A 22,526-nucleotide genomic window follows, 5' to 3' on the forward strand; every position below is an offset into this window, starting at 1 on the left:
GTTAGCAGTTAGCAGTTAGCAGTTAGCAGTTAGCAGTTAGCAGTTAGCAGTTAGCAGTTAGCAAAAAATGAAAAACAAATTGGGATAAAAACAAGGTTTAGTAAATATGAATGTCCCAAATTTCGACATAGTCGGAAAACATCAAAATTCAGAAATAATGAGCGAAAGAACGAAGATGCGAGGCGAAGCCTTAAGCACGAAGTTCTGAAAGAGAATGTTGCTTTAGCAATTTCCTAATTTTGATTGTGATTTTTTGGTTCGTTTTATATCAAGACAAAATGAACAAAGAATAGAAAACAATAAACAAAAAACAATGAGTTACAACATTAACGAAAAAGGCTACTACGGAGAATTTGGAGGCGCATACATACCAGAGATGCTCTATCCAAACGTAGAAGAATTACGTCAGAATTATCTAAAAATAATGGCAGAACCTTCGTTTCAAGAAGAGTTTAATGCATTATTAAAAGATTATGTAGGCAGACCTTCACCACTCTATTTTGCCAAACGCCTTTCAAAAAAATATAACACAAAAATTTATCTAAAACGCGAAGACCTCAACCATACAGGAGCACACAAAATCAATAATACTATTGGTCAAATCCTAATGGCAAAACGTCTAGGTAAAAACAGAATTATAGCAGAAACTGGAGCCGGACAACATGGTGTTGCAACAGCTACTGTTTGTGCTTTAATGGGAATAGAATGCATCGTTTATATGGGAGAAATTGATATCGCTCGCCAAGCACCAAACGTCGCACGTATGAAAATGTTAGGAGCAACAGTGATTCCTGCTTTATCAGGCAGTAGAACTTTAAAAGATGCTACTAATGAAGCTATTCGCGATTGGATTAATAATCCTATAGACACGCATTACATTATTGGTAGTGTGGTTGGCCCTCATCCTTATCCTGATATGGTAGCTAAATTTCAGGCTGTAGTTTCAGAAGAAATAAAAAGTCAACTTTTAGAAAAAGAAGGTACAGAAGACCCAACTTATTTAGTGGCTTGCGTTGGTGGCGGAAGTAATGCTGCTGGCACTTACTATCATTATTTAGATAATGAAGCAGTTAATATAATTGCAGTAGAAGCTGCTGGATTAGGTGTTGATTCTGGAGAAAGCGCAGCGACTTCCGTTTTAGGAAAAGAAGGAATTATTCATGGCAGTAAAACCTTATTAATGCAAACCAACGACGGACAAATTACAGAACCGTATTCAATATCGGCAGGTTTAGATTATCCTGGTGTTGGCCCAATGCATGCTAATTTATATAAAACTGGTCGTGCAGAATTTATAGCCATTACGGATGACGATGCTATGAAAGCGGGTTTAGATTTATGTAAATTAGAAGGTATTATTCCTGCAATAGAAAGCTCACATGCCTTAGCTGTATTTGAGCATAAGACATTCAAACCAGATGATATCGTTGTTCTAAATTTATCCGGACGAGGCGACAAAGATTTACAAAATTATATCGATTATTTTAAGTTGTAATTAGCTTTTAGAATTTGCCATTTGAAATTTTAAGCAATACATTTACACATACCAAATTATTTTATACTTCATAATATGTCCGAAACGGTTTTAGAGCTTAAAGATGCTACAATTTACCAAGGTGAAAGTATGGTACTTTCTAAGGTGAATTTTGAAATGAAAAAAGGCGACTTTGTTTATCTTATTGGAAAGACAGGAAGCGGGAAAAGTAGTTTTATGAAAACACTTTATGGTGATTTACAATTAACTGAAGGTGAAGGCTCTGTTGTAGATTATAATCTTAGAACCATGAAAGAAAAGGACATTCCGTTTTTAAGACGTAAATTGGGTGTTGTATTTCAAGATTTTAAATTGTTACCAGACAGAACTATTAATGGCAATCTAGAATTTGTATTAAAGGCTACTGGCTGGAAAGAAAAAGACCGCATTAAAGATAGAATTGAAACGGTTTTAGATAAGGTAGCCATGAAAACAAAAGGTTTTAAATATCCTCATGAACTTTCTGGTGGAGAGCAACAACGTATTGCTATTGCACGTGCTTTATTAAATGATCCTGAACTTATTTTAGCAGATGAACCTACAGGAAATTTAGATCCTCAAACGAGTATTGAAGTCATGGAAGTTCTTCAAGACATTAATAAAAATGGAAATACTATTTTAATGGCAACTCACGATTATGCATTGCTTCTAAAATATCCAAGTAAAACTTTAAAATGTGACGAAAACAAGGTGTTTGAAGTTGTACAACGGAAAAACTAAAATCTAGACATTTAATGTGATTTCCATTTTAATACCAACATACAACTACAATGTTAATCTGCTTTTTCAAGCTTTAAAACTAGAGCTAACGTCTATCTCAATAGATTTTGAAATAATTTGCTACGAAGATGGCTCTACTAAACACGTTGAAAATAACAGCCTTGTAATTAGTTCTATTAGTGAAGCTAAACATATAATATCAAAAGTTAATAGAGGAAGAATTACAACGAGACAATCGCTTGCTGAAATGGCAAAATATGATTGGCTACTATTTCTAGATGCTGATGTAATCCCTGAAAATTCAACCTTTATTTCTGATTATATAAAATTCATCAACTCTAATTATGATGCTATTTATGGTGGTTGCAGCTATGCTATTGAAAAACCAGACCAACAATACATTTTACGCTGGAAATACGGTAAGAATTATGAAAATGTTGATGCAGAACTAAGAAATAAATCACCTTATAAAGTGGCTATATCTGGAAACTTTCTAATCAAAAAAACAACCTTTTTAGACATCAATTCTAGAGTTGAGAATGAAGGATATGGTTATGATAATTATGTTGCTGCTTTTATGAAAGCTAACCATGTAAAAATAATTCACATTAATAATAATGCGACGCATATAGGTTTAGACAACAACATTACATTTTTAAATAAAACAGAAAAAGCGGTAAAAACGCTTTATCAATTTAACCTAAAGCATAACTCTATTAGTACTGATAATAGTTTATTAGAATTCTATAGAAAGCTTGCTTCTTTTAGATTAACTAAGGTAATTGGAGGCCTATTTAAGCTATCAAAGACATCCATAAAAAAGCAACTTTTAAGTGATAACCCAAACTTAACTTTGCTTCAATTCTATAAATTAGGCTACCTTTGCACATTAACTTCTAGCAAATAATGAAGCCTTATTTTTCAGTTGTCATTTCGGTTTATAATAAAGCTCATTTTGTTGCACAAACGTTACAAAGTATCTTAGATCAGGATTTTCAAGATTTTGAAATTATTATTGTAGATGACGGTAGCAAAGACAATAGCCTAGAAATTCTAAGAAATTTCACAGACAACAGAATTTCAATCTTTCCAACAGAAAACCAAGGTGTTTCTGCTGCACGAAATTTTGGATTATTAAAAGCTAACGCTAATTATATTGCACTTTCGGATGGTGATGACATATGGCTTTCCAATCATTTAGCGGAATTAAAATCCTTGATTGAATCCTTTCCAAATTGTGGTATTTATGCGACGTCTTACCAAAAAATGTTTTTCGATTCATATACAACACAACCTAAATTCACTAACTTAAGTCTTCCGTTTTTTGGTATAGTTGACGATTATTTTAGCACAACCATTATTGATAACATTCTTTGGACTTCAGCTGTTGCCATACCTAAAGAAGTTATTGATAAAAATTATTTATTTGATGAAGATTTAGGTTGCGGAGAAGATACTGACCTTTGGATAAGCATCGCTAAAAATTTTGATATTGCTTTTTCATCAAAAGTCACGGCCAATAAAATGATTCATACCAAGGATAATCATCTTTCTTTAACAAAAGATATTCCTGATTTACTAAAGATGCTTAACAAGCATAAAGCAGATGAAAAAGCTTTTCCATCATTAAAATTACTTTTAGACCAAAATAGATATATGGCTGCTTTAGAAGGAAAAATTTTAGGCGACTATAAGAATTATAAACTTTTAAAAAAGGATATTGATTTTAAAAATCTAAATTTTAAACTCAAATTTCTTTTACAATTACCGAGACCAATACTTATTACTCTAAAAAAACTAAAGTTTTGGTTACTAAAAAAAAGACTTTATAATTCACCTTACAGATAATAGAAACTGGTCATAATCTCTAATATATTCTGCTTCATCATAATCCGTTGAAGCTAAAACTAAGCACACAGAACCCGAAGAAAAGTTATCTATTTCTCTCCAAATATGTGTTGGAATATACAAGCCTTGATTAGGCTTATTAAGCATGATACGTTTCTTGTTATTACCATCATCCACTATAACCTCAAAACTTCCGCTTAGTGCAATAATTACTGATTGTTGCTCCTTATGCGCATGCCCTCCTCTACTGCTTTCAGTAGGCACATCATATAAATAATACACGCGTTTTATAGCAAATGGAATAGCATCTTTCTCTACAACAGCTAAAAAACCACGCTCATCATGAACCTTGGGTATTTCTATTAAACTGACTTTATTTATAGTATTCATGTTTTATTATTACTTTAAAATAGATTGCCATTGTTTCACAATATTAGCTTCAGAAAAATGAGCAACACTAGACTTAGAGTTCTTTTTACATTGTAAGTATAAGGCTTTATCTTCAAAAAGTTGGTTCATGGCATCAGCTAATGCTTCAGGATTATTGTTTTCTATTAATAATCCGTTAGAATTGTGTTCTATAATTTCATTTGGTCCAGATTTACAATCTACAGAAATTACAGGTATTCCAAGTGCTAAGGATTCTATAATAGATCTAGGAAAACCTTCATATTTACTTGTTAAAACGGTAAACAAAGCCGATTTTACTAATGCCGAAGGATTAGACAAATGTCCTAAAAATTGAACATTAGAAGTTAACTTTAAATCATTTGATTTCAATTTCAACTTTTCTAAATCTTTTCCTTCTCCTAAAATTTTGAGTTTAATATTTTGGCTTGGTAAAATTGATTTTGAATAGCCTTCTAGCAGCAATGAAATATTTTTAACATCATCATCTAATCGTCCAAAAAACAAAATGTAATGGTCATTAGTTTCAGCTTTTGGATGATCATCTTCAGTAGAAATAGCATTATAAATTGAGGTGACATTTTCAAAATTATAAATCTCTTTTATTTTTTCTGCAATAGCCATAGAAACACCAACCATTTTATAAGCATTACCATATAATAACTTCCCTAAAAATGGATTAGGGTTGATATAACTGTCTATTTTAAAACTACGAATACAGTAAATCGTTTTTTTTGGGGTGAAGATAAATTTAGAAATTATAAACTCTTTAAAAAAACCAATTCGTGTTCTATTATCAATTATATAATCAAAATTATGCTCCTTTACATAAGCCTTTAAAACACGTAACCTCTTCAACCGTCCTAAAGCAGAATTATCTTTATCTTTTAGCTCACCTAAATTGAGTAATTTCCCTTTGTATGGAAATTCAATATTATTAAGAACACTAATTACATGGACATCAAAACCAACATTGTATAACATTTGAGACAACAAGCCAGAAGAGCGTTCTGCACCTCCATTACCCAAGGAAGAAACTACAATACAAATCTTTTTATTGTTGGCTTTTATCATTAACAAGTATCTTTGAGACAAATGTAATAATATAAATGAAACATCTATATTTGGAACACACGCGCAGAAAGATATTATTAATTAAATGTTCTATGTACCCATTTTTAAAATAAGTTTTTAGCAGATGAAAATTTTATTAGTTGGTGAATATAGTAGGCTTCACAATTCTTTAAAGGAAGGATTAGAATACCTAAACCACGACGTCACAATTGTAGCCGCAAAAGATGGTTTCAAAAATTACGATGTGGATTTACCTATTAACAAAAGATACACCAACGGATTTTTAAAAAAATTCAAGAATCTTATTTATAGATTCACAAAAATTGATCTTGAATCTCTACATGTAAAAAAGCAAATCATTGACCTACAAACTCAGCTTAGTGGTTTTGATGTAGTTCAATTTATTAACGAAGCTTCATTTTTATGTACTCCAGATATTGAGAAAACAATTTTCGATTTAATCTCTAGCTGGAATAAAAACGTCTTCCTTTTATCTTGTGGTACAGATTACACAAGTGTAAAATATGCTCATGATCAGAAACTAAGATATTCAATTCTTACTCCTTATTTAAATGGAAAAGATCAATTTTTAAGCAGCTATGGTTTAAAATTCTTAGAACCCGATTTCATAGCACTTCATCATCATATTTATAAATCTATTAAAGGTGTTATTGCTTCAGACTTAGATTATCATTTACCTTTATTACAGCATCCTAAGTATTTAGGACTCATTCCAAATCCTATAAATACTGAACAATTAGAATTTAAAAAATTACATATTGAAGATAAAATTGTAATATTTCACGGTATTAACTCTAACAACTACTTTAAAAAAGGGAATGATATTTTTGAAGATGCCCTAACTATCATTAACCAAAAGTATGCCGACAAAATAAAAATTATCACTGTACGGAGTCTACCTTATGACCAATATATAAAAACGTATAACGAAGCGCACATCATGCTAGACCAAATCTATGCTTACGATCAAGGCTTTAATGCATTAGAAGCTATGGCAAAAGGGAAAGTCGTTTTTACTGGAGCAGAAAAAGAATGGTTAGAATATTATAATATTGAAGAAGATACTATTGCTATTAATGCATTACCAGATGCTAAAAAAATTGCAGATAAGTTAGAATGGCTAATTTTAAATCCTGATAAAATTATAGAAATTTCGTCTAACGCCAGACAATTTGTAGAGCAACATCATCATTATATTTCTTCTGCTCAACTGTATCTAAAAACTTGGGGAAAGCAGACCTAAATTTATTGCTCTTTAGCTGATTTGTTGTAATACACTTTTATCATAAAAGCCACAATAATAAAGTAAATAACATACCTAACAAAATGAGCAATTACAATACCTTCTGTACCATAATATTGAATAAATACTTTTGATAGAATAAAAAATAAAGCTAAAGAGATTACTTCTGTAATCACGAAACTCTTCACCATACTTTTCGCTAAAAACTGATGCGATAATACAAGAGCTCCTAGTCTAATAAAATCTCCTAACAATTGCCATTTAAACAAAGGCTCCATTCCTGTAAATTCTGGATAGATAATTTGAATAATATAATTTCTTATCAGGTAAACTAATACCATTCCCAATCCAAAAATGGGAAGAATCGTTTTATAAATATTAAAAACTTCAGTCTTAAATTCTTCGCTAGAATGTATACTAGCAAATTTTGGCAATACATATAAGGTGAATAATCCTGAGGCAAATACCATATAATTTTTAGAAATAAAGGTAATGGCTGTCCAATAACCAGCTTCATTTATATTTATTTCTTCAGAAATTAAAGTCCTTATATCTAACTCAATAAAACTGAGCAAAAAAGTAGATATAAAAGACATTAAAGCAAAAGCCAACAACTTATTTTTGTAATTAAAATTTAGGCTGAGAGATTTAAAATTTAGATACGTTTTTAAAGTTTTTCCGAATACAGCAACAACAACTAGTAACTGAATCACTGGTGCAATTGCAATAGCAATAATTACACCTTTTAAATCCGAATAATACAGACCTATAGCAATTGCTGAAGTTGCCAAAATATAAGTGATCAACTCAATCTTTGCATACCGTTTATAATCGGATATACCACTAACAACACCACCAATTACGCGGTTAACTCCTATAAAAGGAACGATAACAGCCAAAAGTCTGAAAATATAGACATAGTCTTGAGAACTAAAAAGGTAATCTGAAAAAAAAGAGGCTCCAAAAAATAGTACAGTTGCAGAAATAAACGACCCAATACCAATAAAAATAGTAACTGTAGAAAATAATTTAGAAAGTTCTGGCTGGTCCTTTTTAAATTCAGCCACATATTTTACAACTCCATTAAATGTCCCAAGCGTAGATGTGCTTGTAAGCATTTGAATCACGTTTCTAATTTGTCCAATATTAGCAATACCAGCTGCTCCAACTGTAGTAGCAAGCAACCATTGTATAAACCCAGAAATAACTAATCTAATAGTAATCACAACCGCATTTAGCGACGTAATTTTAAGCACTATATTATTACTGATAAATTTTGGAAGCTTCACGTATTAATTTTTAATTATCGTCAGCACCTTCTTCTGTGAGAACGCCAAATAAAGAACTACTAAATAGTAATAATATTATCCCGAAGTACATAAAATAACTTAAACAATGCCCCATTACGGCTCCTTTAAGTCCAAAGTCATCTATGAGGTAAATACTAGAGAAATACATAATGATGAACAAGAACACTTCTAATATAATAAAATGTGCAAACATCTTTTTAGCTAAAAACTGATAAGCAATAACCATAGAGAGTACACGAGCAATATCTCCTAATATTTGGTAACCAAATAAATTTTCAACAGGTCTAAAATCTTCAGTAAATAATAAATTTATCAGCAACGACCTGCTTAAATATATAATTAACAACAAGACTAAAAATACTGGCATAATGGTTTTATAAAAACTAAACACTTCTTTTCTAAATGCACTTTTGGTATTTATTTCAGAAAAACGAGGCAAAATATAAAGTGCCATTAATGAGTTAAAAAACATAAGGTAATAATCAGAAACTCTCGTCATAGCCGTCCAAAAACCTGCCGCTTTTATTCCTATTTCATCAATAAGATAATTTCTAATAATAATCATAACAATTGGCATAGCAATAGCACTCACTAATGCCATTATCATATTAGGACTTAGTTTATTTAAGACCGATAAACTAATTTGTGTAATCTTAATAGATGACATCAAACTTTTTCTAAACGCAATACCAACTATAGTAATAAGCAAATTAAGTGCTGGTGTAATAACAATACCCAATAATGCGCCATCAATATTTTCTTGATAAATAAGAAGTAAAGTTACCAAAAGGCCTAAAATTTGACCTAGTATGTTAATAAGCAGTAAATATTTGTGTTTAGAAAATCCATTCATAATGGAAAATGCAAACATATTTAAAGCATAAAAAGGCAAGACAATAGCAAGCGTTTGAATGATATAACTATAATTATAATTTGAAGAAAAAATGATATCATTAATAAACTCTGCATTGTAATAACACAAAAACGCTAAAAAAACCGACGAGAAAAAGCCGAAGTAAAAAACGGTAGATAAGGTTTTGGTAAGTTCAATGGCATTATCCTTAACCTGACTTACAGTTCTTACCACTCCTTTGTAAAGTCCAGAAATCGCTATGCTTTGCAAGGCGCTTAAAAAATTTCGCAAATTCCCAACAAGTGCCATCCCTTGTGGCCCAATGTAAATAGCAATAAACTTAGAAATTAAAATTCCGGCTACAATTCTAAGGCTAAGATTAGCCATGTTTAGATTCGCTGCTTTAACTAAAACTTCGTTATTTATGTAATTAAAAAATTTTTTCAATTAGTAGGAGTTTAAAATTCTAATTACTGTTTGAATATCCTCTTCCGTCATCACAGGACTCATTGGCAAACTTATAATTCTTTTATGAATCTTTTCCGTAAGCGGCAAATTAAAATACGAAAATGATTGTAATGCCTCCTGTCGGTGTGGAGGAATTGGATAATGAATTAAATATTCTATTTCGTTCTTTCTAAGAAACTCGGTAAAACCTACTCTATCATCAACTTCTACAACAAAAGCATAAAATATATGATTCTTAGATCCATCATAAAATGGAAGTTTTATTTTAGTATTATTAATACCTTTTAAATAGGCTTTTGCTATACTTCTACGTATATCATTATCTGCATCTAAAGTCTTTAATTTTATACTTAAAAAAGCCGCTTGCATATCATCTAAACGACTATTAAAACCAATAATTTTATTGTTGTACTTTTCTTTACTTCCGTAATTGCGCAATAACTTTAGTGCCTCAACGAGTTCTTTATCATTTGTAGTTATAGCTCCACCATCTCCAAGCGCTCCTAAATTTTTACTTGGATAAAAACTAAATGCGGCTGCATCGGACAGATTTCCTGCTTTTAAGTGCATAACATTAGAAATACCTCCATGTGCCTGAGCAGCATCTTCTATTAAAAGACAATTAAATTCTTTTGCTATTTTTTTGAAGTTTTCTGCATCTGCCAACTGCCCATATAAGTGAACCATAATAATAGCTTTAGCATCAACAAATATAGTTTTATCTGTATCTACAGAGATATTATAAGTTTTAGGATCGGGTTCAACTAAAACAGGCACTAATTCTGCATGAAGAATTGACAAAATTGTGGCTATAAACGTATTAGCAGGAACAACAACTTTATCTCCTCTTTTTAATTTTCCTAGTTGAATATAGCCTTTTAAGATCAGCGTCAACGCATCTAGTCCATTTGCTGTACCGACACAAAATTTTGTACCACAATATGCTGCAAATTCATTTTCAAAATTGGTAACATTATGACCTAGAATAAAGTGAGCATCATCCAACGATTTGCTAAATGAGGCTTGAAAATCTTCTCTAAAACGGTTATTAATTTTATGAAGGTCTAGAAATTTTATCATACCAAAATAGTATCTAATAAATTATAATTTTCTGTTGCAATTTTATAGAAACCTTGAGGAATGGATCGGGCTCCAAAACCTTCTTTCCAAAAAAGCAATCCTTCATTTATCTGTTGGCCCAAATGTATATTAGAAGTTCCAAAATCAAAATAAGGCTTATTAGCAAACGCATGTTCAATAAGATAATGATGCAAAAAATCTAAACTTCCTAGTTCGTTTTTATCTTGATTTCCAGATATATATTGGCAATGCGCCACATTCTGAGTTTCAAAAATGGTAGTTCCACCAACAATTTTATCTTTATAAAACACATTAAACTGTCTAATATTGTTTGGGAATCTTGATTTTAAAAGTGTGATTTCTTCTAAACTATGTACGGGTTTAACTTGATGTTTAATATCTAAATTTGGGATTAGAATGGAATTCCAAAATAATTCAAAAGTTTGCGATTCTTCAACTCTTAAATTCGATTTAACAGCTCTTTTTACGCCTTCTTTTCTACTATTTGAATAGGCTCTATACTTCATATTTACCACAGAATGTAAATCTGTTCTCAACAACTCCGCTTTTAATTTAAATAATAAATAGCTTAATGAATTATTGCTTTCGTTATGCAGATATATCGTTGGAAGCTCTTTAATGGTTAAAGAAGTAATTCTTTTTTGATCTAAAAATTCTAAAATAGCTTTAAATACATGAATGAAATCTATAGTTTTAAATCCTTTGGAGTAGATAAGACTTCCATAAGTTAGCCCTTGATGCGAATACAAAGATTGTTCTACTAAATTAGCAGGTAATAAAGCTAATAGTTTCCTCTTTTTATAAACCATTAAAGAAAAATCTTGAAATATATGGTTATGGTAATCCATAAAGTCTCTTTGAAACAAAAAGGTATCTTGATTGCTTTTTAGAGCAAAATCATTCCAGAGTTCTTTATCTGAAGATTTATATAAGGTGACTTTATAATCTGACATCAATCAAAAATAATCCTAATTTTCTATTAAGCCATTTATAGCGAAGAAAAATTCTCTAAAGACTCTAATATATCTAACTATTAATCATTAAATTATTTAGATTTACTTTCGCAACTTTAATTTTCTCAAACTACTAATGACATTTAAACAAGTTAAGCACATCAGCAAAGAAAACCTTTTATTATTGGTTATTTATTGTTGTGTTTTAATGTTTTGCATTTTTAATGATCCAATTTATTCATTTGACACCTACAGCTATCTAAGAGCCATGCCATATAGACAAATGGGCTATGTAATTTTTTTAAAAAGTTTTAGTTATGTTTTCGGGTCATATTTTGAAGAATTGGTAGTATTAATACATGCAATAGTAAGTTTGTTTGGTGTGCATTATTTTTATAAACAAGTCTCATCTATATTTAATTTAAATAACATCTTAAAATTTATTTTAGTTGGAATTTTATTGATTCCTTTTTTTTCACCATTGCTAATAGCAAATAACTTATGTTCAGAAGGCTTGGGTTATGGATTATATCTTTTATTTATTGCTATTGGTTTAAATATTCTTTTTAAAAACAAACGAAAGGACATTAAATTCTATGTTATTGTATTTCTTGTGTTGGTGTCAGTGAGAAGTCAATTTTTAATCTCAACTTTAATTTTCGCTGGAGTCTACTTTTTAATGTATAGAAAGTCTCTTTTTCAAAGAAAACATCTATTAACCATTACTATATTTTGTGGCTTGGTACTTGTTGCAAGTATTTCTGAACGTAGCTATCATAAATTAAAGGATGGTTTTTTTAAACCGACACCTTTAGGTTTCACTAGTGCATCAACGGCTCCAATTTATATTTCTGACACTACAGATTATTTACTTATTGACAAAAAAGATTATCGTGAAATTCTTAAAATGAGTTATAACACGTTAACAAATAAAGATCTTCTATTAAAACCTAATCAAACACCAGAAGAAGACTATTTGTTCTTTCATAAAAATTTACCAAAAATATGTAATCAAACCGTTAGAGAGGAAGGTGTTGCATATTACTTTAAGCAAACTGTACCTGAAGACTGGAGTGAAAACCAAGCCAATTCCTATCCTTTTTTTGAAGCTGAAGCAGCATGTAAGGTTTACACATTTACTTTAATTAAAGCTCATTTCAAAAAATGGGTTCAGCTTTTTTACACTAATCTTACTTACGGTTTTTATTCACCATTAATTCTATTCTTTGTGGTAATAATGTTCTTTTTTAGCTTAATAAAAACAACATTTTACTATCAGAAAAAATATGCAGTGCTATTTTTATTGTCGTCGCTTATTTTATCTAATGCCCTTTTTATTGCTTTTGCAAGCCACTCTATACAACGTTATTTATTTTACAACTATGCTTTATTATTTTTGTTGTTTATTAGTACACTCAAACTATTAAAACGTGAGTAATAATATAGAACTTTCAATTGTAATGCCATGCTTAAACGAAGCGGAAACACTTGCTATTTGTATAAACAAAGCACAATCTTTTCTTAATAAAAACCAGATAATTGGAGAAATTATTATTGCAGACAACGGCAGTACAGATGGTTCTATTTCAATTGCGACATCTCTTAATGCTATTGTTATTAATACTGAACAGAAAGGCTATGGAAGTGCTTTAAAAGCTGGAATTACAGCTGCACACGGCAAGTATGTCATAATGGGAGATGCAGATGATAGCTATGATTTTTCTAACATTATGCCTTATTTAACAGAATTGAGAAATGGTAAGGACTTAGTGATGGGAAACCGCTTTAAAGGAGGTATTGAAAAAGATGCAATGCCTTTTTTACATAAATATTTAGGTAATCCTGTATTGTCTTTTATTGGACGATTATTCTTTAAAATTAATATTGGTGACTTTCATTGTGGCTTAAGAGGTTTTTCTAAAAAAGCTTATGAAACCATGAATTTAAAAACCTCAGGTATGGAGTTTGCCTCTGAAATGGTGGTAAAAACCAAACTAAACAATTTATCAATTGCTGAAGTCCCAACCAAACTGCATAAAGATGGCAGAACAAGAGCTCCTCATCTAAAGACATGGAGCGATGGATGGAGACATTTGCGTTTTTTAATGCTTTATGCTCCAAACTGGTTGTTTTTATATCCTGGGATTTTATTAGCTTTAATAGGACTTTTAATGTCTATTATCCTCGTTATAAACCCAATTGAATTTAGCAATTTCACATTAGACATAAACACTTTACTTTACACTTCTGCATTTTTTTTAGTGGGAATTCAATTTATCATTTTTTATGGCTTAACTAAAGTTTTTGCAGTTGAAAACGAGTTGCTTCCAAAGTCTAATCGTTACAATAAACTTTTTAAATTTATTAATCTCGAAAAAGGATTAATCTTTGGATTTATACTTTTAATTATAGGAGTATTTTTAAGTTTTAAAGGTTTAGCGACTTGGGAAGACACAGACTTCGGACACCTAGATAAAAGTACCACTTTACGAATTATAATTCCTGCAATAACAACTTTACAACTTGGTATTCAAACCATATTGTTTAGTTTTTTCTTTAGTGTTTTAGGTTTAAAAAAATAAAAATTATCCTATTTTTTCAAAAACGAATAAATTATTTAAGCCTAATTGAAATCTCTTATGTTTTATAAGTCTTAGTTGTTCTGAATTAAATATTACTGGGACATCTTCCACCTTAAAGCCATAATGCTCCTCTAAAGACATACCATCTATAAGTTTTAACTTAGTCAAAACCCAAAGAATATGATCTACAAAAGGAGAAGGGACCGTAATAATTATTCTACCTGCATTATTTAAGTATTGGCAACAATTATCTCTTAGTTGAATTTGCTCATCCGTAGGAATATGTTCTAAAACAGCAAGCATAGTTATACTATCAAAGGTATGTTTCTTCTTTAGGTTATCTGGAAACTTACCTGGTAACAATGTATAATTTTCACCTTCTATAGTTTGAGTTAATAATGGGTCTATACCAATACTCGATAAAATTGGTTTTGTTTTCAATTTCTCAAATAGAGTTTCATCAAAGCAGCCAATATCTAAAACACTATCATTAGCTCTAATATATGGCTTAACCATTTTAATTCTCCAATTCCTTAAAAAACGGTCTATAAATTTCATCTCTATTTAAAATTATATCAGCTCCAATGATACGATAAAAAAATAATCTATCTTTTTTAAAACATAATGAATCCTACTATAAATAAAAACCATAAATATATCTCAAGGATAAGTCATAAAGCCGTTTATTCAATAGATTTAAACAAAAACCACAAATTTATTGTCTAGAACTATTTTCAATTAATCTTGCTTAATATTTTATATTAGCAGAAAATAAACCCTGTGTTCCTTACTAAAATTTATAAAAATTCCTTTAAGTATCTTTTTTTTGCGTTAATCCTTTTTTACATTTTGGTGTACGGACCATATGGTATTGAAGAAGGAGATATGGGTTCCATTTTTGGTATATCTTGGAGCATGTACAATGGTTATTTTCCACATAGAGATTTTGTATATATAAAACCTGCTTTTTCTCCATTTTTTCACTCTCTACCACTCTATCTCACTGAAGATTATGCGTATTTAATTAATAGATACTTATATTTTGCCCAAGTATTTGCATATTCTTATTGGGCTAGTGTAATAGCCTTTAAGTTTTTAAAATTGCCTAAAAAATATATCTATTTTATTGCAATCATTGGAGCCATAATTTCTATTCATAATTATCCACCAATGCCATGGAATACTGTTGATGGTCTTTTCTTTAGTATTTTGGGTTTGTTTTTTGTTACTAAAAACTTGAAAGATTGGAAATGGATAGTAATTGGAACATTTTTCCTTTTTCTGGGAGCCTTATGTAAACAATCTTTTTATTTTTTCCCACCACTTGTTGGCTTATTTCTAATCTACAGAAAAGAGACAAAAGCTTTTTTAATATTAACTGTTAGCGGACTATTATTTACTTCTCTCTATATCTTATTTTTCTGGTCTCAAGATGCATTACAGCCCTTTATTGATCAAATGTTTAGCTTTACTTCAGGTTCTAGTTTAATAAAGACCGGTGTGAAATCGTATTATTTAGCCGTTAAATTTCATATTTTATATATAGCTGTCGCGTTAATAGCCTTTTGGTTTGCAAAAAAATACACTTCAAAACATATCACCTTTTTATTTACAAATGTCTTAATTGTTTTAGTCCTAGTGTGGTTATATTATAAGTACCAAAGCATATACAAACCTGTAAAGTACGGTATCATTCACCTCCTTTGGATATTAGGTATTCTATTTTCTTTAATGAAATCTTTACAAGATAAAAAATATACTATTTTAATACTACTCTTTTCATTGTCTTGGTGTGCATCTATAAGTAATGGCTATAATACACCAATCGATTTTTCAACACCATCAATTTTAGTTGTAGCACTAATATGCCTTGGAGAAACTTTCTCAATAAGAAAATGGACAGCATTATTAATAACTAGCCTGTATATTGGTACTTTTTATTATGGATATCAATTTCCGTATCGAGAACGACCAAGATTCGAACTAATTTATCCTTTAGGTGATGTTTTTCCGCGTTTAAAAACCATCAAAACAAACAAAAAAACGTTTGACAAATATATAGCACTGAAAGCATTGTCTAATAAATATGATAATTATACTATTCTACCATCAATGACTTTAGGGCATTATATAACAAATACAGTAAATCCAATTGGTGTTGATTGGGTTTTTAATCATCACTTGGCAGACGATTTAGAAAAATATAAGCAAATGTTAAGGGATAAAAACTTAACTATTTTTATTGATAATTTTGAAAACCATCAGGATAACTACGAAGAAAGTTCATTACTTACAGTCTACGTAGTAAACCATTGGAAACTTGTGGAAAAACAAGAACACTTTAGAGTTTACCAACAACCCTAAGCAAAAAAATGATAGTTTTGTAACACAAGTTTAATTATGAATTTTCAAGACACTTTACTTTCTTTAGTCATACCGCTTTTTAACGAAGAAGAAAATATACAACTCTTAGTTAAAAGTATTGATGAAGCTTTAAACGAATATAAATTTGAAATTATTCTAGTTGATGATTTTTCTACCGATAAAACAGTTAACGAAATAAAAAAACTAAATCATCCAAAGGTTAAACTTATTGAATTTCGTAAAAACTATGGTCAAAGTTCAGCTTTGGCAGCAGGATTTGACAATGCTGAAGGCGATTATATTATAACATTAGATGGTGACTTACAAAATGATCCAAAAGACATATTACCTATGCTTCAAAAGTTACATGCTGAAAATTGGGATGTTGTAGTTGGCATTAGAAATAAAAGAAAAGACAATTTTGTAAAAAAACTACCTTCTAAAATCGCTAATTTTTTAATTAGAAAAGCAACTAAACTTAATATTAAAGATCATGGTTGTGCTTTAAAAGTTTTTAAAAAAGAAATAGCAAAAGAACTAAATCTCTATGGAGAAATGCATCGCTTTATAAGCTTACTAGCCTATCTAAATGGTGCTCGCGTCAGTGAAATAAATGTTAACCATCATCCAAGAATTTATGGAAAATCTAAATATGGTTTAGGTAGAACATTTAAAGTTTTCAATGACATTTTACTTATCTTATTCCAAAGAAATTATCTTCAAAAGCCTTTATATTTATTAGGAAACTTAGGTATTTTCTTTTTCGCATTGGGTGCCATAATTAATGTGTATTTATTAATCGAAAAAATTATGGGGAATGACATTGGTGATAGACCCATATTAATTTTAGGTGTGCTATTTATACTTGTGGGTATTCAATTGTTTACAACTGGGATTGTAATAGACCTACAAATGCGTACGTATTACGAGACTCAAAATGTACGTCCTTACAAAATTAGAGATATTACTAGTTATAAAAATTAGCTATTATACTGTTTCTTTTATTTAGTAGTTACAGATAATTTATCCCTAATATAATAAACAAAAAAAAAGAGAAACACTTTTCAGTATTTCTCTTTTTATAGTATTGTAAATTAAACTTACGTTTAAAATTTATTACGCTTACGATCTACTTCTTTTAAGTAAATTTTACGAAGTCTTAAAGAGTTTGGTGTTACTTCAACATACTCATCTTTCTGAATATATTCTAAAGCCTCTTCTAATGAAAACTTAATTGCAGGTACAATTTTAGCTTTATCATCTGCACCAGAACTACGTACATTACTTTGCTTTTTAGCTTTTGTAATGTTTACAGACATATCATCTTGACGAGAGTTCTCACCAATAACTTGACCTTCATAAATATTTTCTCCTGGCTCAACGAAAAACTTACCTCTATCTTGTAATTTATCAATTGAGTAAGGAATAGCTGTTCCGTTTTCCATAGATATTAATGATCCAGAAATACGTCCAGGAATTTCACCTTTTAATGGTTGATATTCTTTAAAACGGTGTGCCATAATTGCCTCACCAGCAGTTGCTGTTAGTAATTGGTTACGTAAACCAATAATACCACGAGAAGGAATCATAAACTCACATACCATACGTTCTCCTTTAGTCACCATACTTAGTAACTCACCTTTACGCTTTGTTACAAACTCTACAGCTTTACCAGAGACAGTTTCAGGTAAATCAATTGTTAATTCTTCAATTGGTTCACATTTTACACCGTCAATTTCTTTGATGATAACTTGTGGTTGTCCAATTTGTAATTCATAACCTTCACGACGCATCGTTTCAATTAAAACCGATAAGTGTAAAACACCACGACCAAAAACCATAAACTTATCTGCCGTTTCAGTTTCTCCTAAACGCAATGCTAAGTTCTTTTCTAATTCTTTTTCTAAACGATCTTTAATATGACGAGATGTTACATATTTTCCATCTTTTCCAAAGAAAGGAGAATCATTAATTGTAAATAACATACTCATTGTAGGCTCATCAATCGCAATAGATTTTAAACCTTCAGGATTTTCTATATCAGAAACAGTATCTCCAATCTCAAAACCTTCAATACCAACAAGTGCACAAATATCACCTGTTTCAACTCGTTCTACTTTCTTACGTCCTAAACCTTCAAAAATAAAAACTTCCTTTACTCTACTTTTTATAACCGTTCCATCTCTTTTTACTAAAGCGATTTGTTGTCCTTCTACAATGTTTCCTCTTTGCACTCTACCAATTGCAATACGACCAGTAAATGAAGAGAAATCTAAAGATGTAATTAACATTTGTGTTGTTCCTTCTTCAAAAACAGGAGTTGGAACATGCTCTATAACCATATCTAATAATGGTTCAACATTATCAGTTTCATTTCTCCAATCATCACTCATCCAGTTATTCTTTGCAGAACCGTAAACGGTAGGAAAATCTAATTGCCATTCTTCAGCACCAAGCTCAAACATTAGATCAAAAACTTTTTCATGTACTTCATCTGGAGTACAGTTTTCTTTGTCAACCTTATTGATAACCACACAAGGTTTTAAACCTAAATCAATTGCTTTTTGTAATACAAAACGTGTTTGTGGCATAGGTCCTTCAAAGGCATCTACCAATAACACAACACCATCTGCCATGTTTAATACACGCTCTACTTCACCACCAAAATCGGCGTGACCAGGAGTATCAATGATGTTAATTTTAGTACCTTTATATACTACAGAAACATTTTTAGAAGTTATGGTAATACCTCTTTCTCTTTCTAAGTCGTTATTATCAAGAATTAAGTCTCCTTGATTTTCGTTTTCACGAAATAATTGACAGTGATACATTATCTTATCTACCAATGTTGTCTTTCCGTGATCGACGTGTGCAATAATTGCAATATTTTTAATATTAGCCATAACTGATGCTGATTTTTAAGCGTGCAAATGTACGTCTTATTCTTCTTTTTACGTTAAAAATATGTTATTATTTCATTTTCAAGTAATTTCAGTTTGTATCTTTCGTTAAATAATTGATAATTAGCGCAAAGTCTATTTAACATTTAAGCACTAGTTAGACTATTACAACTTTTTTTTGCAGACCAATCTGAACCCTTAATAATTAACGGATGCATACAATCAGTAAATACACAAAGTTTATTCCTTACCTCTACTTTTTGTCGGTAATTATATATTGGTTTACTATTATAAATAAACTCCAAGGTATTTCTGCTTATCCAATATTATTGTTTGCACTTCCCTTTTTATGGCAACTAATTAAGCCAAGTAGAAAATTAAATTTTTCATTAGGAATTGTTTTTGTTTGCTTATCATCTTACTTAATCCTAGCTTATTTGTTTAATGTATTAAACATTATCAATTGGACAGAATCCTCGAAAAAGATATTATTCTATGGAGGAATTTTAACGATTGGAAATTTTGTAATGTCGCTTTGGATGGTACGAAATAGTATTAGAAAATTGTTTTAAGGCAAAACATGAAACTGAATATACAAAACATTGTTTCAACTAAGCTTTGATAATTGTATCTTTGCAGCCTAACAATTATAAGTCTGAAACTTTGATTACTATCCCGAAACTAAAACACACCGAATCTAATAACTTCTTTCTACTTTGTGGCCCATGTGCTATTGAAGGAGAAGAAATGGCACTACGTATTGCTGAAAAAGTAATTAAGATTACCGATAAACTCGAAATTCCATACATATTTAAAGGAAGTTTTAAAAAAGCTAATCGAAGTAGAATTGATAGTTTTACAGGTATTGGGAATGAAAAAGCTTTAAAAATATTAAGAAAAGTTTCTGAAACTTTTGATGTACCTACAGTAACGGACATACACGAAGCATCTGATGCGGCTATGGCTGCAGAATATGTAGATGTATTACAAATACCTGCATTTTTAGTAAGACAAACAGATTTGGTAGTTGCTGCTGCAGAAACGGGAAAAGTCGTTAATTTGAAGAAAGGACAATTTATGAGTCCGGAAGCTATGAAACATGCCGTTCAAAAAGTAAAAGATGCTGGTAACGAAAAAGCATGGATTACAGATAGAGGTACCATGTTTGGCTACCAAGATATGATTGTAGACTTTAGAGGCATTCCAACGATGCGAAAATATGCTCCAACAGTTTTAGATGTCACACATTCATTACAACAACCAAATCAAAGTATAGGAGTTACTGGTGGGCGACCAGACATGATAGAAACCATTGCTAGAGCAGGAATCGTTAATAACGTCGACGGTTTATTTATAGAAACACACTTTGATCCTGCTAACGCTAAAAGTGATGGTGCTAATATGTTACATTTGGATAACTTAGAAGGGTTACTCACCAATTTAGTAGCCATAAGAAAAACAATTAATTCGTTTTAATATTATTTCTAGATCTATTTTGTAAGTAAGTAATTACTCTTACGTCTGTTAGTTTTTCATAAAATAAATATGATGCAATATATTAAAACTATCCTAGTATTAGGATTCGCATTTTTTTCGTCAATTTCATATTCTCAAGTACAAGAAACTTTAAAGTACACCTCTTCTAACAAAGGTAAATTCTTTGTTAGTTGGGGAGGAAATAGAGATTCGTATTCAAAATCCGACATAAGGTTTAAAGGAGACGGTTACGATTTTACAATTAAAGATGCAACTGCAAAAGACAAACCAAAAGGTTGGCATGTAGATTATATAAACCCAACTAGGATGACCATTCCACAAACGAATTTTAAACTTGGGTATTTTATATCAGACCATTACACTGTAGCACTTGGAGTGGATCACATGAAATATGTAATGCATAGAAATAGAAACAGAACTATTGATGGCTATATTGATTTGCCTACTGACGAATCTGGAAGTGTTTATAATGGTGTGTATAATAATGAATCAGTATTTATCTCTTCAGATATGTTAAAATTTGAACACACTAATGGCCTTAATTATGTCTATGGGGAATTTGCTAGATTTGATGATATTTCTTCAATATTTGGAATTCAAAATACAGATGTTTTCCAAATAAATATTACAGAAGGTCTTGGCGCTGGCGTTTTATACCCTAAAACAAATACAACGCTTTTAGAAAAAGAGAGATACGATGAATTCCATGTCTCTGGTTATGGATTATCTGCTAATATTGGATTAAACCTTTTGGTATTGAAGCACTTTTTCATTCAATTAGACGCTAAAGGTGGCTACATAAACATGAATGATATAAGAACAACAAGTAACACATCAGAACACGCAGAGCAAAGCTTTTACTTTTTTCAACGTGTCATTTCATTCGGTGGTATTTTTAAATTATAAAATGATACAAATTAGACAAGCTGAAATAACGGATATTCCAGAAATTACAGCACTTTTTAGAAATACAATTACGCATATTAATTCTAAAGATTACTCAGAAAAACACATTAGTATTTGGGCTTCTGGAGCTGATGATATTGACGTATGGGAAACAAGAATTAATAAACTCTATTTTATTCTTGCCGAAATTGATACTACTATTGTCGGTTTTGCCTATTTAAAAAATGGTAATTATTTTGATGGTTTATTTGTTCACAAAGACTACCAACGTCAAGGTATTGGTTCTAAATTATTACGCATCATAGAATCTCAAGTTATGATGAATGATTTTGAAGTGATAAAATCTGATGTAAGTAAAACAGCTTTACCGTTTTTTGACAATAAGTATTATGAAATTATAAAGAAACAAAAGAAGAATTTTAAAGGAGTTACTTTTGAAAATTTTATAGTTGAGAAATCATTTTAAATAATTGACAACTTGGATTTGTGTATACATTCAAATATCCTACATAGTTTTGTTCTACAAATAATTTCATTCTGAAATACAGAGAATTCTTCTTAGCCTTTGTTTAGCTGAGTTCAAAAAAATATATTAAAAAAGCCTGAGCATATTATAATGCTCAGGCTTTCTATTTTAGAAATTCACCTATTTATCGTTTCAAGGTGAAATGGGCTTTAAATTCTTTACGTGCTCCTGTTAAAGGTTCGTCATACTCTACTGTAAACCAATAGCCATCCGTTGGC

20 protein-coding genes are annotated in these 22,526 nt (G+C 30.4%); 12 read left to right on the forward strand and 8 right to left on the reverse strand.

All coding sequences use genetic code 11. The features are described 5' to 3' along the window. Positions 1-313: 313 nt before the first annotated feature. The 4 genes from trpB to DFQ10_RS18115 all read left to right on the forward strand — a co-directional run bounded on the left by trpB (position 314) and on the right by DFQ10_RS18115 (position 4,102). Positions 314-1,495, forward strand: coding sequence for a tryptophan synthase subunit beta (gene trpB / locus DFQ10_RS18100; protein WP_115818882.1), 1,182 nt, complete (start codon positions 314-316; stop codon positions 1,493-1,495). A gap of 75 nt (positions 1,496-1,570) precedes the next feature. Next, entirely contained in the window at positions 1,571-2,254 is a 684-nt protein-coding gene (locus tag DFQ10_RS18105) for a cell division ATP-binding protein FtsE (RefSeq protein ID WP_115818865.1), read from the forward strand. A 16-nt stretch (positions 2,255-2,270) separates the two neighbouring features. Next, positions 2,271-3,161, forward strand: coding sequence for a glycosyltransferase family 2 protein (locus DFQ10_RS18110; protein WP_115818866.1), 891 nt, complete (start codon positions 2,271-2,273; stop codon positions 3,159-3,161). Next, complete coding sequence (locus DFQ10_RS18115) at positions 3,161-4,102, forward strand: glycosyltransferase family 2 protein (protein WP_115818867.1); 942 nt, start codon at positions 3,161-3,163, stop codon at positions 4,100-4,102. Before DFQ10_RS18110 ends, DFQ10_RS18115 begins: the two co-directional genes overlap by 1 nt. Here DFQ10_RS18115 and DFQ10_RS18120 read toward each other — a convergent pair. Both DFQ10_RS18120 and DFQ10_RS18125 read right to left on the reverse strand, forming a co-directional pair. Next, complete coding sequence (locus tag DFQ10_RS18120) at positions 4,088-4,492, reverse strand: sugar 3,4-ketoisomerase (protein WP_115818868.1); 405 nt, start codon at positions 4,490-4,492, stop codon at positions 4,088-4,090. The two genes, DFQ10_RS18115 and DFQ10_RS18120, sit on opposite strands and share 15 nt — an antisense overlap. A 9-nt stretch (positions 4,493-4,501) precedes the next feature. Next, positions 4,502-5,584 carry a glycosyltransferase gene (locus DFQ10_RS18125; RefSeq protein WP_115818869.1) on the reverse strand — a complete coding sequence of 361 codons (1,083 nt, stop codon included), beginning with the start codon at positions 5,582-5,584 and terminating at the stop codon, positions 4,502-4,504. Between the two features lie 124 nt (positions 5,585-5,708). Between DFQ10_RS18125 and DFQ10_RS18130 the strand changes: the two genes are divergently transcribed. Next, positions 5,709-6,848, forward strand: a complete 1,140-nt coding sequence (locus DFQ10_RS18130; RefSeq protein ID WP_115818870.1) for a glycosyltransferase — start codon at positions 5,709-5,711, stop codon at positions 6,846-6,848. A gap of 2 nt (positions 6,849-6,850) precedes the next feature. Here the strand turns inward: DFQ10_RS18130 and DFQ10_RS18135 are convergent, their stop codons facing one another. The 4 genes from DFQ10_RS18135 to DFQ10_RS18150 are packed head-to-tail and all read right to left on the reverse strand — an operon-like array spanning position 6,851 to position 11,533. Continuing rightward, positions 6,851-8,137, reverse strand: coding sequence for an O-antigen translocase (locus DFQ10_RS18135; RefSeq protein ID WP_115818871.1), 1,287 nt, complete (start codon positions 8,135-8,137; stop codon positions 6,851-6,853). 10 nt (positions 8,138-8,147) lie between these two features. After that, positions 8,148-9,458 carry an O-antigen translocase gene (locus DFQ10_RS18140; protein ID WP_115818872.1) on the reverse strand — a complete coding sequence of 437 codons (1,311 nt, stop codon included), beginning with the start codon at positions 9,456-9,458 and terminating at the stop codon, positions 8,148-8,150. Further along, positions 9,459-10,559, reverse strand: a complete 1,101-nt coding sequence (locus DFQ10_RS18145) for a DegT/DnrJ/EryC1/StrS family aminotransferase (protein WP_115818873.1) — start codon at positions 10,557-10,559, stop codon at positions 9,459-9,461. Beyond that, positions 10,556-11,533, reverse strand: coding sequence for a GNAT family N-acetyltransferase (locus tag DFQ10_RS18150; RefSeq protein WP_181897669.1), 978 nt, complete (start codon positions 11,531-11,533; stop codon positions 10,556-10,558). The genes DFQ10_RS18145 and DFQ10_RS18150 overlap by 4 nt, the downstream gene beginning before the upstream one ends. Positions 11,534-11,669: 136 nt before the next feature. Between DFQ10_RS18150 and DFQ10_RS18155 the strand changes: the two genes are divergently transcribed. Further along, positions 11,670-12,971, forward strand: coding sequence for a hypothetical protein (locus DFQ10_RS18155; RefSeq protein WP_115818874.1), 1,302 nt, complete (start codon positions 11,670-11,672; stop codon positions 12,969-12,971). Further along, a complete protein-coding gene (locus DFQ10_RS18160) occupies positions 12,964-14,115 on the forward strand; it encodes a glycosyltransferase family 2 protein (RefSeq protein WP_245940778.1) in 1,152 nt (383 codons plus the stop codon). Before DFQ10_RS18155 ends, DFQ10_RS18160 begins: the two co-directional genes overlap by 8 nt. A gap of 3 nt (positions 14,116-14,118) precedes the next feature. Here DFQ10_RS18160 and DFQ10_RS18165 read toward each other — a convergent pair whose 3' ends face one another. Further along, positions 14,119-14,673: a class I SAM-dependent methyltransferase gene (locus tag DFQ10_RS18165; protein ID WP_115818875.1), complete on the reverse strand. Its 555-nt coding sequence runs from the start codon at positions 14,671-14,673 to the stop codon at positions 14,119-14,121. Positions 14,674-14,964: 291 nt separating this feature from the next. Here DFQ10_RS18165 and DFQ10_RS18170 point away from each other — a divergent pair, with 291 nt between their 5' ends. Beyond that, complete coding sequence (locus tag DFQ10_RS18170) at positions 14,965-16,479, forward strand: hypothetical protein (RefSeq protein WP_115818876.1); 1,515 nt, start codon at positions 14,965-14,967, stop codon at positions 16,477-16,479. 36 nt (positions 16,480-16,515) lie between these two features. Further along, positions 16,516-17,463 (forward strand): glycosyltransferase family 2 protein, encoded by a 948-nt coding sequence (locus DFQ10_RS18175; RefSeq protein ID WP_115818877.1) that lies wholly within the window; start codon positions 16,516-16,518, stop codon positions 17,461-17,463. Positions 17,464-17,585: 122 nt separating this feature from the next. Here the strand turns inward: DFQ10_RS18175 and typA are convergent, their stop codons facing one another. Then, entirely contained in the window at positions 17,586-19,382 is a 1,797-nt protein-coding gene (gene typA, locus DFQ10_RS18180) for a translational GTPase TypA (protein WP_115818878.1), read from the reverse strand. A gap of 660 nt (positions 19,383-20,042) precedes the next feature. Between typA and kdsA the strand changes: the two genes are divergently transcribed. The 3 genes from kdsA (at position 20,043) to DFQ10_RS18200 (ending at position 22,248) form a co-directional block, all read left to right on the forward strand. After that, positions 20,043-20,855 (forward strand): 3-deoxy-8-phosphooctulonate synthase, encoded by an 813-nt coding sequence (gene kdsA / locus DFQ10_RS18190; protein WP_115818880.1) that lies wholly within the window; start codon positions 20,043-20,045, stop codon positions 20,853-20,855. A gap of 72 nt (positions 20,856-20,927) precedes the next feature. Beyond that, a complete protein-coding gene (locus DFQ10_RS18195; protein WP_115818885.1) occupies positions 20,928-21,782 on the forward strand; it encodes a hypothetical protein in 855 nt (284 codons plus the stop codon). A 1-nt stretch (position 21,783) separates the two neighbouring features. Further along, complete coding sequence (locus tag DFQ10_RS18200; RefSeq protein WP_147299252.1) at positions 21,784-22,248, forward strand: GNAT family N-acetyltransferase; 465 nt, start codon at positions 21,784-21,786, stop codon at positions 22,246-22,248. The last annotated feature ends 278 nt before the right edge of the window (positions 22,249-22,526 follow it).

This window comes from Winogradskyella eximia, from assembly GCF_003386165.1.
Lineage (GTDB): Bacteria > Bacteroidota > Bacteroidia > Flavobacteriales > Flavobacteriaceae > Winogradskyella > Winogradskyella eximia.

What these genes read in the sequence shown, in the direction of transcription:
- DFQ10_RS18130 (WP_115818870.1), top strand. Translation starts at nt 5,709, where the DNA reads ATGAAAATTTTATTAGTTGGTGAATATAGTAGGCTTCACAATTCTTTA.
- DFQ10_RS18165 (WP_115818875.1), bottom strand. Translation starts at nt 14,673, where the DNA reads ATGAAATTTATAGACCGTTTTTTAAGGAATTGGAGAATTAAAATGGTT.
- DFQ10_RS18115 (WP_115818867.1), top strand. Translation starts at nt 3,161, where the DNA reads ATGAAGCCTTATTTTTCAGTTGTCATTTCGGTTTATAATAAAGCTCAT.
- DFQ10_RS18195 (WP_115818885.1), top strand. Translation starts at nt 20,928, where the DNA reads ATGCAATATATTAAAACTATCCTAGTATTAGGATTCGCATTTTTTTCG.
- DFQ10_RS18200 (WP_147299252.1), top strand. Translation starts at nt 21,784, where the DNA reads ATGATACAAATTAGACAAGCTGAAATAACGGATATTCCAGAAATTACA.
- typA (WP_115818878.1), bottom strand. Translation starts at nt 19,382, where the DNA reads ATGGCTAATATTAAAAATATTGCAATTATTGCACACGTCGATCACGGA.
- trpB (WP_115818882.1), top strand. Translation starts at nt 314, where the DNA reads ATGAGTTACAACATTAACGAAAAAGGCTACTACGGAGAATTTGGAGGC.
- DFQ10_RS18125 (WP_115818869.1), bottom strand. Translation starts at nt 5,584, where the DNA reads ATGATAAAAGCCAACAATAAAAAGATTTGTATTGTAGTTTCTTCCTTG.
- DFQ10_RS18120 (WP_115818868.1), bottom strand. Translation starts at nt 4,492, where the DNA reads ATGAATACTATAAATAAAGTCAGTTTAATAGAAATACCCAAGGTTCAT.
- DFQ10_RS18175 (WP_115818877.1), top strand. Translation starts at nt 16,516, where the DNA reads ATGAATTTTCAAGACACTTTACTTTCTTTAGTCATACCGCTTTTTAAC.
- DFQ10_RS18105 (WP_115818865.1), top strand. Translation starts at nt 1,571, where the DNA reads ATGTCCGAAACGGTTTTAGAGCTTAAAGATGCTACAATTTACCAAGGT.
- DFQ10_RS18155 (WP_115818874.1), top strand. Translation starts at nt 11,670, where the DNA reads ATGACATTTAAACAAGTTAAGCACATCAGCAAAGAAAACCTTTTATTA.
- DFQ10_RS18145 (WP_115818873.1), bottom strand. Translation starts at nt 10,559, where the DNA reads ATGATAAAATTTCTAGACCTTCATAAAATTAATAACCGTTTTAGAGAA.
- DFQ10_RS18150 (WP_181897669.1), bottom strand. Translation starts at nt 11,533, where the DNA reads ATGTCAGATTATAAAGTCACCTTATATAAATCTTCAGATAAAGAACTC.